Here is a 15,168-nt window from a genome sequence, read left to right on the forward strand (position 1 = left end):
CATGGCGTATGATATTGGGGCGATGCGGCGGCTGAGCGCCGACATTCGCATCGAGACGATCCGCGCGTTGGCGAACGCGGGCTATGGGCACATCGGCGGCGCGATGTCGATTTGCGATCTGCTGGGCGTGCTGTACGGCGGCGTGATGCGTGTGCGCCCGGAGGAACCCGACTGGCCGGAGCGCGACTGGTTTGTGCTCTCCAAGGGGCATTGCGGCCCGGCGCTGTACGCCGCGCTGGCGCTCAAGGGATATTATCCAATGGAGGCGCTGCGGTCGATCAATCGGGGCGGCACCATGCTGCCCAGCCATTGCGATCGGTTGAAGACGCCGGGCATCGACATGACGACCGGGTCGCTCGGGCAGGGCATGTCGAGCGCGCTGGGCATCGCCTACGGGGGCAAGCTCAAAGGCCTTCCCGGTTACACTTACTGCGTGCTGGGTGACGGCGAGTGCCAGGAGGGACAGGTTTGGGAAGGGGCCGAGCTGGCGACGCAGCTTGCGCTCGATCGGTTCGTCGTGTTCATCGACGACAACAAGAAGCAACTCGACGGGCCCGTGAAGGGTATCCGCGCCCATGCCGACTTGGCGGGCAAATTCCGGGCGTTTGGCTGGCATGTCCAGACCTGTAGGGGCTACGACGCCGAGGACATCGCGCGCGCCATCGAGTGCGCCAAGGCTCTGCGCGGCGCGCCCTCGCTGATCGTGCTGGACACGTTCAAGGGATTGGGCTGCCTGGACGCGGAGCGAGCGGCCTTCAACCACTATATGGTCATCGACCAGGCGATGGCCGAGCGCGCGATCGATGAAATCGAGCGGCGCTATGCCGATGGAAGCTATCCGAGGGGGGATGTCAGGTGGTAGAGCTTGTCCATAGCTTCGAGCAGGATGCCGTGGAAATGCGCGCGGCCTACTGCGAGGCGCTGATCGAGGCGGCGCAGGCCGACGAGCGGGTGTTCGCGCTCGACTGCGATTTGAGCAGCTCCGTCGGCACCGCGCCGTTCATCAAGCGATTTCCCGAGCGCCACCTCAACTGTGGCATTCAGGAGGCCAACGCTTGCGGACTGGCGGCGGGACTTTCGCGGCGCGGATTTATTCCGTTTCTGCACACATTCGCGGTCTTTGCTTCGCGGCGAATCTACGATCAGCTCTACATCTCCTGCGCCTACGCGGGATTGACCGTCAAGCTGGTCGGCGCCGATCCGGGCGTGACGGCTGCGGTGAACGGCGGCACGCACATGGCGCTCGAGGACGCGGGCATCCTGCGCGTCATCCCGGGCGTGCGGATTGTGGAGCCGTCCGACACCGTGATGATGCGCGCGCTGGTCAGGCAGATCGCCGCGAGCGAGGGCGTCGATTATCTGCGCATCGCGCGCAAACAGGGTGTGCGGCTGTATCGGGACGGGTCGCAATTTGAGATCGGGCGCGCGGCGCTGCTGCGCGAGGGCGGCGACGTCACGCTGATCGCGTCGGGCATCATGGTGCACCAGGCGTTCGAGGCGGCGCGGCAGCTACACGACGAGGGCATCGAGGCGCGGGTGTTGGATATGTTCACGCTCAAGCCCCTCGACCGGGAGCGCGTGATCGAGAGCGCGCGAAAAACCGGCGCGGTGGTGACCTGCGAAAACCACAACATCATTGGGGCGCTGGGCTCTGCGGTGGCCGAGGTGCTGTCGGAGCACTGCCCGGCGCCGCTCGAGCGGGTGGGCGTGCCCGATGTGTTCGGCGAGGTAGGCTCGCAGCAGTACCTGATGGAGCGGTTTAACCTGACCTGCGCGGACATTTGCGCCAAGGCGCGCCGCGCGGTTGCGAGAAAGGAAGGTCGGGCATGAGCATTTCAACCCTGAAGCCATTCATCGGCGGGCGGTTCGCGCAAAGCGCGGCGCAAGCTACGATGGACGTCTACGATCCGTCGACCGGAGCGGTCATCGCCAGGACGCCCTGCTGCACGCAGGAAGAGGTGGAGGCGGCCATCGGCGCGGCGCGCGAGGCGTTCCCCCGGTGGAGCGCCACCCCGGTCGCCAAGCGGGTGAGCGTGCTGTATCGGTTCCGCGCACTGATCGAGCGCGACATGGACGCGCTCACCGAATGCCTGTGCCGCGAGCATGGGAAGAACTGGGACGAGGCGCGCGGCGACCTGCTCAAGGTGATCGAGCCGGTCGAGGTGGCGTGCGGCGCGCCGTCGCTGATGATGGGCGAGAGCCTGATGAACGTGACCAGCGGCTTTGACTCGACGCTCTATCGGGAGCCGATCGGCGTGTTCGCGGGCATCGTACCGTTCAACTTTCCGGCGATGATCCCGATGGGCTGGATGATGCCGATGTGCATCGCCACCGGCAACACCCTGGTGCTCAAGGCCGCCTCCATGACGCCGATGACGGCGCTTCGGCTGGCCGCGCTGCTCCAGGAGGCCGGGCTGCCGGACGGCGTGGTGAACGTCGTCACCTGCTCGCGCAAGGAGGCCGAGCTGCTCCTGACGCATCCGGACGTCGCGGGGGTGACCTTTGTCGGCTCCACCGCGATCGGGCGTCACATCTATGCCACCGCCGCGGCGCACGGCAAGCGGGTTCAGTGCCTGTGCGAGGCCAAGAACCATGCGCTGGTGCTCGAGGACGCTCCGATTGAACGCACGGCCGCCGGCATCCTCAACTCGGCGTTCGGCTGCGCGGGCGAGCGCTGCATGGCGCTGCCGGTCGTCGTTGCTCAGCATTCGATTGCCGACGCGCTGGTCGCGCAGCTGGTTCGCCAGGCGGGAACGAAGCGGATCGGACCGGCTTACGACAAGCGCACCGAACTCGGGCCGGTCGTGAGCGCGGCGCACAAGGCGTCCGTCGAGTCCTGGATCGAAAAGGGCGTCCGGGAAGGCGCGCAATTGGTGCTCGACGGGCGCGGGGCCACGGTGGACGGCTTTGAGCAGGGGTTCTACCTGGGGCCCACGATCTTCGACCATGTGACGGACGGCATGTCGATCGGGCAGGAGGAGATCTTCGGGCCGGTGCTGTGCGTCAAGCGCGTCGCCGACTTTGACGAGGGCCTGCGCATGATGAACGAAAACCGCTTTGCCAACGGTTCGGTCATCTTTACGCAAAGCGGTTATTATGCGCGCCGGTTTGCGATGGAGACCCATGGCGGCATGGTGGGCGTCAACGTGGGTATACCCGTGCCGGCAGGCATGTTCCCGTTTGCCGGGCACAAGCAGTCGTTCTTCGGGGATTTGCACTGCCTGGGCAAGGACGCTCTGCGCTTCTACACGGAGTCCAAGGTGGTCACTACGCGCTGGTTTGACCAGCAGGAGCGGATGCAGTCCAAGGTTGGAACTTGGGATGGCGTCATGTAACGTCAATAAAAAAGGAGGAGGTTGTGCGGAAAAGGCTTACCAAGGTACGTTTTGACGGGGTATTCTGTTGGCTGTGCGATTCGACCATCCAGGCATATATCATCAATGATGAAAAGGGAGGAATCACCATGAAGAGAGTGCTTTCCATCGTGCTGTCTGTCGTCCTCGTGTGCCTATGCATCCCGACGCTCGTCATGGCCGAAGCCGACAAGGTCTACATCGGCGTGACCATGCAGGGCAATCAGAGCGGTTTCATTCAGTACATTACGTCGGGCATTTGGGAATACCAGGCCAACCACGCGCCCGACATCGACCTCGAAGTGGTGTTTGCGGACGATGATGCCGCCAAGCAGCTCTCGCAGGTGGAGACCTTCATCAGCAAGGGCGTGGATGCCATCGTCATCAACCCGGTGGACAAGGTGCAGTCGGCCGCAGCGGTAGACGCCGCGTTTGAGAAAGGCATCCCGGTCATCACCGTCAACACCACCTCCGACAGCGAGCACGTGGCGGCGCACGTGGGCTCTGACGACGTGGAGTCGGGCAGGCTGCAAATGCAGCGCCTGCTGGATGTGGTCGGGCCGGAGATGAAGGTCGTATACGTGGATGCGGTGCTGGGCCACTCGGCCCAAGTGGGGCGCGCGCAGGGTTACAAGGAAGTGCTGGACGCCAACCCCAGCGTCACGCTGGTCGCCCATGACACCGGCAACTGGTCGGCGGACGACTCGATGAAGCTGGTCGAGAACTGGATCCAGGCGGGCAAGGAATTCGACGCCGTGGCCTGCAACGCCGACTGCCAACTGATCGGCGTGGTCACCGCCATCGAAAACGCGGGGCTGGTGGGCAAGGTAAAGCTCAGCGGCATGGACTGCGACCCGGTCATCATGGACGCGATCGTCGCGGGCACGGTGGACAGCTCGATCTGGCAGGACGGCGTGGGCCAGGGTGAGAACGCGCTGCGCCTGGCGATCGAAGCCGCCAAGGGCAACGCGGTGGAAGACTTCCTGCTGCCCTACGAGGTATGCACGGGCGACAACATCGATCAGTATCTGAAGCTGGCCGAGGGGCGCAACGCGCTGGCGAAGAAGTATTTCTGATAATGCGCGGCAACCGCCGATCCGCGCCGCGCGCGGCGCGGATCGGCATTTTCGGGAGGTGGACGCCATGCGGGGCGAGATCATCTGTGAGATGAAGCACATCGACATGCGCTTTCAAGGCGTGCATGCGCTGGACGACGTGTCGCTGACGCTCAGGCGCGGCGAGGTTCACGCGCTGGTGGGCGAAAACGGAGCGGGCAAGTCCACGCTCATGAAGATCCTGATCGGGCTGTACACCCCGGTCAGCGGCGAAATCGTGTTCAAGGGCGAGCCGGTGCGCTTTAAATCGGTCATGGACACGCGCAAGGCCGGCATCAGCATGATCTTCCAGGAATTCAACCAGGTCAGGCACATGTCGGTCATGGAGAACATCTACCTGGGCCGCGAGCCGCGCAACCGGCTGGGCGTCATCGATTTCAAGCGGATGTACTCGGATTCCAAGGCGTTGCTCGACAAGTTGGGCGTGGACCTGAACCCCCGCACCATGATGCGCGAGCTGACGGTGGCCAAGTTCCAGCTGGTCGAAATCGTGAAGGCTGTCTCCTACAATGCCGAAATCATCATCATGGACGAGCCCACCTCAGCGCTCAGCCATGCGGAAATCAAATACCTGCTGGACATGGTCGAGCAACTGCGCGCGCAGGGCAAGGCGATCGTGTTCATCTCGCACAAGATGGACGAAATCTACAATGTCTGTACGGCGGTCACCGTGCTGCGTGACGGAAAATTCATATACTCCGGCAGCGTCGCGGATGTACCCGAGCGCGAGCTGATCCGCATGATGGTCAACCGGGACGTGTCGGAGCTATTCCCCAAGCAGGTGGGAACGATCGGCGAGCCGGTGCTCGAGGTCAGAAACCTTTCGCTTAAGGGCAAGTTCCGCGATGTCAGCTTCCGCCTGAAGCGCGGCGAAATCCTGGGCTTCGCGGGCCTCATGGGCGCGGGCCGCACCGAGGTCATGGAGTGCATCATGGGCGTCAGGCGGCCCGACTCGGGCGAGATCCTGCTTAACGGCCGGCCCGTAAAGATCGGCATCCCCACCGACGCCATCGAACGCGGCATCGTCATGGTGCCCGAGGATCGAAAGCGCAACGGGCTGGTGCTGAAGCTCAGCGTACGGGACAATATCCTGTTGTCGTCGGTGCGCAAGTGCGTCCGCAATGGCTTCATCCGAAAGAAGCTGGAAGGGGCGCGCTGCGATGAATACCAGCAAAAGCTTCAAATCAAGATGGGCGGCAGCGCTACCGTGTGCGCCAACCTGTCGGGCGGCAATCAGCAAAAGGTCGCGATCGCCAAGGCGCTCAGCGCCGATCCCGACATCATCATTCTGGATGAACCCACGCGCGGCATCGACGTCAAGACCAAGGCGGAAATTCACCGGCTGATGAGCGGTCTGGCATGCTCCGGGAAATCCATTCTGATGGTTTCATCCGAGCTCCCGGAGGTACTGGGCATGTCCGACCGCATCCTCGTGCTGCACGAGGGTGTGGTGACGGGCCTGCTGGACCGGCAGGAAGCCACGCCCGACGCGATCATGACGCTGGCCGTTGGGTCGGCGATGGAGGGATTAGCATGACCCAGACTAAACGCGTTTTCAAAGACCGCCCGGCGCTTAGGCAAATGCTGAGCAGCAACGGCATCCTGATCGGCTTTCTCGCCATCGTGCTGCTGCTCGGCATTTTCGCCAAGGGCTTCTTTACCATCGGCAACCTGGTGACCATCCTGAAGCAGGTATCGGCGATCGGCATCGCCACAATCGGCGTGGGCATGCTGATTATCATGAACTGCAACGATCTGTCGATCGGCTCGATGTTCGCGCTGTGCGGCGTGACGGCCGGTCTGACTGTGTCGACCGGCACCGGCGGACTCGGGCTGCCGCCGGTGCTGGGCTTCGCGGTGGGCATCGCGACGGGGGTGGCGTTCGGGCTGCTCAACGGCGCGATCGTGGCCAAGGGGCGGATTCCGGCGTTCATCGTGACGATGGGCACGCAGTCCATCGCGCGCGGGTTGGCGCTGATCCTGGCGCACGGCATGCCGGTGGGCTCGTTTCCGGCCGCATTCAACTACCTGGGCACGTCTTCAATCGACGGAAACGGGCTGATTCCGTGGTCGGTCGTCATCTTCCTCGCAATCGTTCTGGGTATGAACTTCGCCATGCGCAAGCTGCCCATCGGCCGCTACGCCTACGCGGTAGGCGGCAACGAGGACGCGGCGCGGGTGGCCGGCATCAATGTGGACAAGGTGAAGATGCTGATCTACGTGATCGAAGGTGCGCTGCTGGGGTTGGCCGGCACGTTGATGGCCTCCCGGCTCAAATCGGCCGCCCCGGCGATGGGCGTGGGGTACGAACTCGACGCCATCGCGGGCGCGATCATCGGCGGCGTCAGCTTCACCGGCGGCATCGGCACCGTAGGCGGAATGGTATTGGGCGCCATGATGATCGGCGTCATCAACAACGGCATGGATCTGATCGGCGTCGAGGCCTTCTACAAGCAGCTGGTCAAGGGCTCGATCATCATCGCCGCGGTGCTGATCGATCGCAAGCGCTCAGGCCGGAGTTAAAGGAGACTCACCCTCGAAACGAACAAGGGGCGGTCGGGATAGGCTGCACTAAACTGCACAGAAAATACGGGGTCATGGTATACTTCCGAGGGAAGGAAAGAAGGCGGAAACCATGACTGAAAAATGAGCGCGACGGACCTATGGCAGGGAGGTTTGCATACAATTCGGGACGATCTCGTTTTTGGAGCGGAGTCATTTGCATCGGCCGCTAGTCCCCGACCATGACGTTCAAGATTTCTACATCGGTGGACTTCATGCCGTCGCGGCCCAGGCGGCCGATGTTGCAGATGGTTTGTTCGATGTCGCGCCCGACGAGACCGTCGCCGACGTAGAAGGTTTTGTAGTTCTGCGCCATGCGGAAGGAAAGGGTGCCCGCGTTGACGGCGGAGGCGATCTTGGCCGCGCAGGAGCTCTTTGCGCCATCGCAGACAATACCTCCGACGTTGCACAGCGTGTTGGTAATGGTCATTGATATTTGGTCATACCCACAGCCGGCGAGGAAGGCGATACCCGCCGCCGCGCCGCAGGCGGCGCTGACTGCGCCGCAGAATGCCGACAGGTTGCCGATGTGGCGCTTGATGTGGACCGATACGAGATTTGCGAGCACAAGCGCGCGCATGAGATCGTCTTCGCCCTTTTCCCAAGTCTCGGCGTACTCGAGCACCGGGAGCGCCACGGTCATGCCCTGGTTGCCGCTGCCTGAGTTGATGACCACCGGCATGCTGCATCCGTTCATCCGCGCGTCGGAGCCGGCGGCTGCGCGCGCGGCTGCGCGGCCCTCGACCGTACCGCCCTCGACCGCCATCAATAGCTTGCCGACCTCCGCGCCGTAGCCACCCTTGAGCCCCTCGTCGGATATGGCTCGGTTCATCTCGATCTGCCGGGAGAGGATCGGCCGGACATCCTCAACGTCGAGCGTACGCGCGAATTCGTCGATGCCGCGAACGCTCAGCAGTGATTTGTCGACCCCTTCTTCGGCCTTCGTGCGCTCGGATGATCGGAGCAGTTCCGCACCGTTTTTTTCGATGCGGGTGATGTTGGTATGCTCACGCTCGACAGTCACCGACGCGCGCTGCCCGCCGCCCGTCGCCTCGATGCATATGTAGAGTTTATCCTTGCCTTGAGCGTATTTCACGTCGCAGAAGCCCGCCGCAACCAATTCGCGCGTTTGGGCGATATCCGCCTCGGTCACGGACGCGAGCACCTCGAAGGTCAGCGCCGCGTTGCCGCCGACACAGCCGAGCGTCGCAGCGGCCTTGATGCCGCGCTGTCCGCCGGAGTTGGGGACGGTGACGCTCTTGACGTTCTTGATGATGTTCCCGCTTAAGTGCGCTACGATGCGCTCCGGGAATGTGCCGAGTACCTCGCGCACCTTTGCGGCGGCAAACGCGATGGCGATCGGCTCCGTGCAGCCCAGCGCCGGAACCAACTCGTGCCGAAGGATTTTGATATAGCCGTCGTATATCCGCTTATCCATGCCAAAGAACTCCTATGAGCGTTATTTGAGCGTTCGAAACGTATTGATGTCTCGCCTGAGCGCGTCGACCGCCCCGTCGCGGTCATGGCGGCGAATGCATTCGACAATCTGCCGGTGCAGAATTGACGGCTGCATGAAGGCGCTGTCCTGCCAACGGTCCCAGTAGAGTTGAAGATAGGCGCGCATCGACGTGTCGAGCGCCGCGCGCAGCTGGCCGTAGATGAACTCGTTTTCCGCAAAAGACACGAGAGTCAGGTGAAAGTTGAGCGTGCCGCTCCAATAGTCCTTGGCGTCGTTCTGGGACAGGAACAGAAATTCGGTTTCGACAACGCTCTCCAGCCTGCACAACTGCGTCGGGGTGATGTCGTCAAAGCTCTCCATTAAGCATCCGCATTCGAGCATCGTACGAAACTGCAAGATGTCTCGGATGTTTCGGTCGGTATAGCGCACGACGATATACCCCAGCCTCGGCACACTGCGCAGCACGCCCTGCGAGCACAGCTCGACCAGCGCCTCGCGCACAGGGGATTTGGAAACCTCAAGCTTTTCAGCGAGCCGCTTTTCGTTGATCACACTATCCGCCGTGTATTCGCCGTTGATGATGCCGCGCAGTACCGCGGCATAGACCTTGCTTTTAAGCGTCCCGCTAGTCATATCAGCATACCACGCCAGCCTTCGGCTTCCTCTCTATGGGCATTAACCATCGTTATATATAATATGCTATATTGCCCACTCTGTCAACCATCTTTTCAGTTTCTTGTTGACACCCCGTTGCATGCATGTTATAATTGCGCCGTAAATCGACGCTTGCGCTTGTGGCTTGCTGAGCATATTAGCAAATCGAAGCTCATTGAGCATATCAGCAAACCCAGTCCGGCCATGGGTTTTTGAAGGCCGCACGCAGACCGCGGCCTTTAAAATAGAGAAAATCAAAGAAGGGGAGTATCCACAGCATGAAGAAGATCTTTACCATTCTCCTGACCCTCGCGCTGCTCGTGCCCAGTTTCGCCTTAGCCGAGGGCGGAACAATCAAGATCGCTGTCGCCGCCCCGATGACGGGCGACAACGCCGAGTATGGCATCGGCTTTGCCAACGCGGCGAAGCTGATGGCTTCCGAGTGGAACGCCAAGGGCGGCGTTAACGTGGGCGGCTCGGCCTACCAGATCGAGATCGTCGAGTTCGACGACAAGTCCGACTCCGACGAGGCCGCGATCATCGCCGAGAAGATCGTATCCGACGGCGATATCTGGGGCATCATCGGCCACTTCGCGTCTGGCATCTGCATGGTTGCCGCGCCGACCTATCAAGACGCCGAGTATGTCAACATCAGCCCCTCGGCCTCCCATAAGGACTACTCCTCGATCGGCGACTACATCTTCCGCAACAACACAGTCATCACGGTCGAGACCAAGACCGGCGCGGAAATAGCCGTGAAGGACCTCGCCGGCAAGAACATCGGCGTGCTGTCTATCGACACCGAGTGGGGCCAGTCTGCCGGCAACGCGATGGAGGATAATATTAAGGCACTCGGCGGCAACTTCGCGCTGCGCCAAGAGGTCTCCACCGACGCGGTCGACTTCGCGACCGAGATCGCGAACTTCAAGGCGGCGAATTGCGACGTCATCATGGTCGCCGGCATGTACGGAACGCTTGCCCCGTTCGCCGTAGCGGCTAAGAACAGCGACTTCGACGTGAAACTGGTCGGCTGCTCCAACGCCTACACCGACAACCTGATCAAGATAGCGGGTGATGCCGCCAACGGCATCTACGCCCCGGTGTCCTTCTTTGCAGGCAACACCGACGAGCGCGTTCAAACCTATGTCACGGCGTATACCGATACCTACGGCGCAGCGCCGTCCGCGCTGACCACGCAGGCATATGACTCGGTAGGCATCCTGCTCTCGGCCATCGAGCGCGCCGGCAAGCTCGACCGCGCGGCCATCAGAGATGAGATGTACAAGACCGAGTACGACGGCATGTCCGGCTACACGACCTTCGACGAGGGCGGCGATGCCCAGAAGGTGTTCACCAAGATCACGGTCGACGGCGGTATTTTCAAGCTGGCAGAGTTCTAAAAAGCGACCGTTGCAGCGTTAGAGGGCCTTGTTCCCCTCCATTCTCCTCCTTCGGAGAGGAATGGAGGGGAATGGAAGGACGCTCGATCCCATCCAGCCCCCGCAAAGCCAATCCAACGGAAGGAGACTGTCGCCGGTGCCTACGGCGCGGCGACGCAGTAACGTATGCAGACATTGATCGGTACTGTGATCAACGGCCTCGCGCTAGGCATGGCGTACGCACTAATCGCCGTCGGATATTCAATGGTGTTCGGCGTGTTGCGGCTCATCAACTTTTCGCACGGCGCGGTCTACGCGTTCGGTGCGTATATGGTGTATTTTTTTGTCTCCTTGGAATTCGGCCTGTTTCCGGCAATTCTGCTGTCGGTCATTACCTCGGGCGCGCTCGCGCTGCTGATCGACAAGACAGCGCTGGAGCCCTTGAGAAAGAAAAAATCCATACCCATCGCGACACTCATCACGACGATCGGCGTGTCCTTCATCATTCAAAACGTGCTGTCGATTGAATACGTGTTCGGCAGTGAGAAACGGGGCTTTCCCTCGCTGAATCTGTTCCCGAACGTTATCATCGGGCACATCACGATCCAGTCGAGTCAAATCATCATGCTCGTGGTGGCGATCGCGCTGCTCATGGTGCTGACCTTTATTGTGGGCCATACCAAGATCGGGCTGGCGATGCGCGCGACCGAGCAGAACAGCAAGGCCGCGAACCTGATGGGCATCAACGTCAACTTCGTGATCTCGTTCACCTTCTTCATCGGCGGCGCGTCGGCGGCGATCGCGGGTTCGCTGATCGGCGGCTACTATCAGGTCATATCGCCGACGATGGGCTCGCTGATCGGCTTAAAGGCATTTTCCGCCGCAGTCGTGGGCGGCATCGGCATCCTGTATGGCTCGGTCGTCGGCGGGCTCGTTGTGGGCGTCGCGGAAACGCTGGCCGCGCAGTACCTCGGAAGTAATGTGCGCGATCCGATGGCCTTCGTCATCCTGATCCTGATTCTCATCATCAAGCCGACCGGCATTTTCGGCAAGAAAGGCATTTCGAAGGTGTAACGCATGAAGAACAAGCGATTCGGTTCCATCCGGGAAAACGGCTTGCTGTACGTGTTCGAGCACTTCGTCAACGCCTATAAGTGGCCGCTGCTCGTTGCGTTCGGCCTGCTGGCCGTTTCGGTTCCCTACCTCGGGCTCAGCCGCGCGACGCTGCGGCTGCTCACAATGATCGCGCTTTACTCAATGCTGGGCATGGGCCTCAACGTACTGGTCGGCTACACCGGGCAGGTGTCGCTCGGCCACGCGGGCTTCTACGGCATCGGGGCGTACACCTGCGCGCTGTTGCAAGTGCGCTTGGGCTTGGCCTTCTGGCCATCGCTTGCGGTCGCGGGCGTGTTCACGGCGCTGATCGGCTTCCTGCTGGGCCTGCCGACACTGCGGCTGTCAGGCGCCTATCTGTCGATCGTGACCCTCGGCTTCTGCGAGGTCGTGCAGATGATCCTCAAGCAGTGGGAGAGCGTGACGTTTGGCAACTACGGCGTGCGCAACATCCCTAAGCCCGAACTGTTCGGCCACACCTTCAACCTGCAAAACGGCGGCTTCTACCAGATCATCCTGGTGCTGGCGGTGCTAGCGGCGGTCGCCTGCCTCGCGATCAAGCGCTCGAAGACCGGCCGCGCATTCCTCGCCATCCGCGACGACGAACTCGCTGCGACGATGATGGGCATCAAGACCTCCCGCTACAAGATATTGGCCTTTGTGATCTCCGCGTTCATCACCGGGATCGCGGGTGGATTCTACTCGGTCATCAACAACGGCTACATCGAGCCGACGAACTTCGTGTTCAACATCTCGGTGCTGATCATCAGCGTGGTCATCGTCGGCGGGCTGGGAACGATCCGCGGCATGGTGTTTGGCGCGGCGCTGCTGTTGCTGTTCCCTGAGGTGTTCCGCGGGCTCAACGAATGGCGCTTCGTGATCTACGGCGTACTGCTGGTGCTGATGATGCAGTTTCGGCCGCAGGGTGCGCTCGGGTGGCAGTCGACGCTGCCCTACCAACTGTCCAGCAGGACCCGACGCGAGCTCGACCGGCTCGGGTTTTCCGCGGACCTGCGGAAGGGGGCGTAGGCTGTGTTTCTGAACGTCAAAGATATCACCATGCAGTTTGGCGGCCTGCGCGCGGTCGATGGCGTGAGTTTCCACGTGGACGAGGGCGAGATTATAAGTCTGATCGGCCCAAACGGCGCGGGCAAGACGACGGTGTTCAACATGCTGACCGGCGTCTACCAAATCACGGGCGGCTCGATGGAGTTTTGCAGCGATAAGCTCAAGGGCAGGATGCCGCAGGACATCGTGAGGTTGGGCATCGCGCGCACCTTTCAGAACCTACGGCTGTTCCCGAAGCTGCGCGTCATTGAAAACGTGCTGGTCGGCATGCACGTGGGTACAAAGTATTCTTTCCTCTCGAGCCTGTTCCGAACAGGCAGCTTCCGGCGCGAGGAGAGCGACAAGACCGTGCGCGCAATCGAGATACTCGAGAGCATCGGCCTTCGTCGCCACATCAACAGCTATGCGGAGAGCCTGCCCTACGGCGAGCAGCGCAAGGTCGAGATCGCGCGCGCGATGGCGACCGACGCGAAGCTCTTGCTGCTCGACGAGCCGGCCGCGGGCATGAACCCGGCGGAGAGCGAGGATCTGCTGCGCTTCATCCGTAGCCTCAAGCAGAAGGGCTACACAATCCTGCTGATCGAGCATGACATGAACGTGGTCATGAATATCTCCGACCGCATCTACGTGCTCGACCACGGCAAGCTCATCGCCGAGGGACTGCCCAAAGAGATCGCCAACAACCGGTGCGTCATCGACGCTTACCTGGGAGGGGAGCGGAAAAAGCATGCTGAGCATTGAAAAGCTCCACGTGAGCTACGGCCCGATCAACGCGCTAAAGGGCATCTCCATGGAAGTCGGCGAGGGTGAGATCGTGACGCTGATCGGCTCGAACGGCGCGGGCAAGTCGACGACGCTCGGTGCCATCACCGGGCTTGTGCGCGCGGCCTCGGGCGCGATCCGCTTTCGCGGCAAGGACATCACGAACCTGCCGCCCTACAAGATCGTCGAGGCCGGCATCAGCCTGTCGCCCGAGGGGCGAGAGGTGTTCCCGGCGCTGACGGTGCACGAGAACCTCAAGCTGGGCGCGTACACGCGCGGGGACAAAAGCGAGATCGATGCGTCCTTCGATCGCGTGTACGAGCTGTTCCCCAGGCTCCGCGAGCGCGCCTTACAGACCGCCGGCACACTCTCCGGCGGTGAGCAGCAGATGCTCGCCATCGGCCGAGCGCTCATGAGCCGGCCGAGGCTGCTGCTGCTCGACGAGCCGTCGATGGGGCTCGCACCGAACCTCGTGCTCATGATCTTTGACCTGATCGAGTCGATTAACAAGCAGGGTACGACGATTCTGCTGATCGAGCAAAACGCAAACATGGCGCTGTCCATCGCACACCGCGCCTATGTGCTGGAGACCGGCAATATCGCCATATCCGGCCCGGCGGCGGAGCTGTCGGAGGATCCCCGCGTAAAAAACGCATATCTCGGAGGGAATGCGCACTGCGCCGAGCATCAGCCGAAAGGAGAAACGATATGAAGAAGATCATCAACCACCCCAATCAGGTCGTTAGCGATATGCTGCAAGGCCTCGCCAAGGCCAATCCCGCCGTGAGCTATCTCGGCGAGGGCGTCGAGGTCATCGCGCGCAAAGAGAAAACGCCCGGCAAGGTCGGCATCATCTCCGGCGGCGGTAGCGGCCACGAGCCGGCGCACGCGGGCTATGTAGGAAAGGGCATGCTTGATGCCGCGATCGCGGGCAATGTGTTCGCCTCCCCGTCGCCCGACCGCATCATCGAGGGCGTCAAAGCCGCCGACAGCGGCGCGGGCGTCCTGATGGTCGTCAAAAACTATTCGGGTGACATCATGAACTTCCAGATGGCGGGCGAGCTCGCCGAGTTTGAGGACATACGCACCGATTTCGTCGTCGTCAAGGACGACGTGGCCGTGCCCGACAGTACCTACTCCACCGGCCGTCGGGGTATCGCCGGCACGGTATTCGTGCATAAGATCGCGGGCGCGGCGGCGGAGATGGGTAAGGATCTGGCCGGGGTCAAGGCGGTTGCCGAAAAGGCGATCGAAAACATCCGCACGATGGGCATGGCGATGACGCCCTGCGTGCTGCCGGGCGTCGGCAAGCCGGGCTTCCAGTTGGGCGAGACCGAGGTCGAGATCGGCATGGGCATTCACGGCGAGCCGGGCATTAACCGCGAGGAAATCTCACCCGCGGCCGATCTCGCCGAAAAACTGCTCGGCAAGATCTTTGCCGACTTCGACTACGCGGGCAGCGAAGTGGCCGTCATGGTCAACGGGCTGGGCGGCACGCCATTGATGGAGCTGTACATCCTCTATAACGAGGTCGAGAAAATCCTATCCGAAAAAGACATCCGCATCCACCAGGCGTTCGTCGGCGACTACATGACCTCGCTCGAGATGGCCGGCGCGTCCGTGACGCTTTTCAAGCTGGACGATGAATTAAAGGGCTGCCTCGACTACCCGAGCGAGGCCCCCGCCTTCCGGGTGTAGAGAAG

General features: G+C 61.8%; 14 protein-coding genes. 12 read left to right on the plus strand and 2 right to left on the minus strand.

Annotation, left to right across the window (positions count from 1 at the left end; all coding sequences use genetic code 11):
* The first annotated feature begins 1 nt into the window (after nucleotide 1).
* The 6 genes from ACH6CV_RS09450 to ACH6CV_RS09475 all read left to right on the plus strand — a co-directional run bounded on the left by ACH6CV_RS09450 (nucleotide 2) and on the right by ACH6CV_RS09475 (nucleotide 6,991).
* Nucleotides 2-862: a transketolase gene (locus ACH6CV_RS09450; RefSeq protein WP_456357937.1), complete on the plus strand. Its 861-nt coding sequence runs from the start codon at nucleotides 2-4 to the stop codon at nucleotides 860-862.
* A complete protein-coding gene (locus ACH6CV_RS09455) occupies nucleotides 856-1,830 on the plus strand; it encodes a transketolase family protein (protein ID WP_456357938.1) in 975 nt (324 codons plus the stop codon). The genes ACH6CV_RS09450 and ACH6CV_RS09455 overlap by 7 nt, the downstream gene beginning before the upstream one ends.
* On the plus strand, nucleotides 1,827-3,335 hold the full coding sequence (locus tag ACH6CV_RS09460; RefSeq protein ID WP_456357939.1) for a CoA-acylating methylmalonate-semialdehyde dehydrogenase: 1,509 nt from the start codon (nucleotides 1,827-1,829) through the stop codon (nucleotides 3,333-3,335). The genes ACH6CV_RS09455 and ACH6CV_RS09460 overlap by 4 nt, the downstream gene beginning before the upstream one ends.
* Before the next feature lie 128 nt (nucleotides 3,336-3,463).
* A complete protein-coding gene (locus ACH6CV_RS09465; RefSeq protein ID WP_456357940.1) occupies nucleotides 3,464-4,429 on the plus strand; it encodes a substrate-binding domain-containing protein in 966 nt (321 codons plus the stop codon).
* Nucleotides 4,430-4,496: 67 nt separating this feature from the next.
* Nucleotides 4,497-6,005, plus strand: a complete 1,509-nt coding sequence (locus ACH6CV_RS09470) for a sugar ABC transporter ATP-binding protein (protein ID WP_456357941.1) — start codon at nucleotides 4,497-4,499, stop codon at nucleotides 6,003-6,005.
* Entirely contained in the window at nucleotides 6,002-6,991 is a 990-nt protein-coding gene (locus ACH6CV_RS09475; protein ID WP_456357942.1) for an ABC transporter permease, read from the plus strand. The genes ACH6CV_RS09470 and ACH6CV_RS09475 overlap by 4 nt, the downstream gene beginning before the upstream one ends.
* Before the next feature lie 208 nt (nucleotides 6,992-7,199).
* On the opposite strand, the gene ACH6CV_RS09480 is transcribed toward ACH6CV_RS09475, so the two are convergent.
* Nucleotides 7,200-8,468, minus strand: coding sequence for an L-cysteine desulfidase family protein (locus ACH6CV_RS09480; RefSeq protein WP_456357943.1), 1,269 nt, complete (start codon nucleotides 8,466-8,468; stop codon nucleotides 7,200-7,202).
* Between the two features lie 21 nt (nucleotides 8,469-8,489).
* Nucleotides 8,490-9,122 carry a GntR family transcriptional regulator gene (locus ACH6CV_RS09485; RefSeq protein ID WP_456357944.1) on the minus strand — a complete coding sequence of 211 codons (633 nt, stop codon included), beginning with the start codon at nucleotides 9,120-9,122 and terminating at the stop codon, nucleotides 8,490-8,492.
* A 299-nt stretch (nucleotides 9,123-9,421) separates the two neighbouring features.
* Here ACH6CV_RS09485 and ACH6CV_RS09490 point away from each other — a divergent pair, with 299 nt between their 5' ends.
* The 6 genes from ACH6CV_RS09490 to dhaK all read left to right on the plus strand — a co-directional run bounded on the left by ACH6CV_RS09490 (nucleotide 9,422) and on the right by dhaK (nucleotide 15,163).
* Nucleotides 9,422-10,543 (plus strand): ABC transporter substrate-binding protein, encoded by a 1,122-nt coding sequence (locus tag ACH6CV_RS09490; protein ID WP_456357945.1) that lies wholly within the window; start codon nucleotides 9,422-9,424, stop codon nucleotides 10,541-10,543.
* A gap of 165 nt (nucleotides 10,544-10,708) precedes the next feature.
* Nucleotides 10,709-11,596: a branched-chain amino acid ABC transporter permease gene (locus tag ACH6CV_RS09495; RefSeq protein ID WP_456357946.1), complete on the plus strand. Its 888-nt coding sequence runs from the start codon at nucleotides 10,709-10,711 to the stop codon at nucleotides 11,594-11,596.
* A 3-nt stretch (nucleotides 11,597-11,599) separates the two neighbouring features.
* Complete coding sequence (locus tag ACH6CV_RS09500; RefSeq protein WP_456357947.1) at nucleotides 11,600-12,664, plus strand: branched-chain amino acid ABC transporter permease; 1,065 nt, start codon at nucleotides 11,600-11,602, stop codon at nucleotides 12,662-12,664.
* Between the two features lie 30 nt (nucleotides 12,665-12,694).
* Complete coding sequence (locus tag ACH6CV_RS09505) at nucleotides 12,695-13,444, plus strand: ABC transporter ATP-binding protein (protein WP_456357984.1); 750 nt, start codon at nucleotides 12,695-12,697, stop codon at nucleotides 13,442-13,444.
* A complete protein-coding gene (locus ACH6CV_RS09510) occupies nucleotides 13,431-14,177 on the plus strand; it encodes an ABC transporter ATP-binding protein (RefSeq protein ID WP_456357948.1) in 747 nt (248 codons plus the stop codon). The genes ACH6CV_RS09505 and ACH6CV_RS09510 overlap by 14 nt, the downstream gene beginning before the upstream one ends.
* Entirely contained in the window at nucleotides 14,174-15,163 is a 990-nt protein-coding gene (gene dhaK / locus ACH6CV_RS09515) for a dihydroxyacetone kinase subunit DhaK (RefSeq protein WP_456357949.1), read from the plus strand. The genes ACH6CV_RS09510 and dhaK overlap by 4 nt, the downstream gene beginning before the upstream one ends.
* Nucleotides 15,164-15,168 lie beyond the last annotated feature (5 nt).

Source organism: Anaerozeibacter quisquiliarum (assembly GCF_051162045.1).
In the GTDB taxonomy this organism is placed as follows: domain Bacteria; phylum Bacillota; class Clostridia; order Christensenellales; family Aristaeellaceae; genus Anaerozeibacter; species Anaerozeibacter quisquiliarum.

What these genes read in the sequence shown, in the direction of transcription:
- ACH6CV_RS09480 (WP_456357943.1), bottom strand. Translation starts at nt 8,468, where the DNA reads ATGGATAAGCGGATATACGACGGCTATATCAAAATCCTTCGGCACGAG.
- ACH6CV_RS09510 (WP_456357948.1), top strand. Translation starts at nt 13,431, where the DNA reads ATGCTGAGCATTGAAAAGCTCCACGTGAGCTACGGCCCGATCAACGCG.
- ACH6CV_RS09495 (WP_456357946.1), top strand. Translation starts at nt 10,709, where the DNA reads ATGCAGACATTGATCGGTACTGTGATCAACGGCCTCGCGCTAGGCATG.
- ACH6CV_RS09470 (WP_456357941.1), top strand. Translation starts at nt 4,497, where the DNA reads ATGCGGGGCGAGATCATCTGTGAGATGAAGCACATCGACATGCGCTTT.
- ACH6CV_RS09500 (WP_456357947.1), top strand. Translation starts at nt 11,600, where the DNA reads ATGAAGAACAAGCGATTCGGTTCCATCCGGGAAAACGGCTTGCTGTAC.
- ACH6CV_RS09465 (WP_456357940.1), top strand. Translation starts at nt 3,464, where the DNA reads ATGAAGAGAGTGCTTTCCATCGTGCTGTCTGTCGTCCTCGTGTGCCTA.
- ACH6CV_RS09485 (WP_456357944.1), bottom strand. Translation starts at nt 9,122, where the DNA reads ATGACTAGCGGGACGCTTAAAAGCAAGGTCTATGCCGCGGTACTGCGC.
- ACH6CV_RS09490 (WP_456357945.1), top strand. Translation starts at nt 9,422, where the DNA reads ATGAAGAAGATCTTTACCATTCTCCTGACCCTCGCGCTGCTCGTGCCC.
- ACH6CV_RS09505 (WP_456357984.1), top strand. Translation starts at nt 12,695, where the DNA reads ATGCAGTTTGGCGGCCTGCGCGCGGTCGATGGCGTGAGTTTCCACGTG.
- dhaK (WP_456357949.1), top strand. Translation starts at nt 14,174, where the DNA reads ATGAAGAAGATCATCAACCACCCCAATCAGGTCGTTAGCGATATGCTG.
- ACH6CV_RS09475 (WP_456357942.1), top strand. Translation starts at nt 6,002, where the DNA reads ATGACCCAGACTAAACGCGTTTTCAAAGACCGCCCGGCGCTTAGGCAA.
- ACH6CV_RS09460 (WP_456357939.1), top strand. Translation starts at nt 1,827, where the DNA reads ATGAGCATTTCAACCCTGAAGCCATTCATCGGCGGGCGGTTCGCGCAA.
- ACH6CV_RS09450 (WP_456357937.1), top strand. Translation starts at nt 2, where the DNA reads ATGGCGTATGATATTGGGGCGATGCGGCGGCTGAGCGCCGACATTCGC.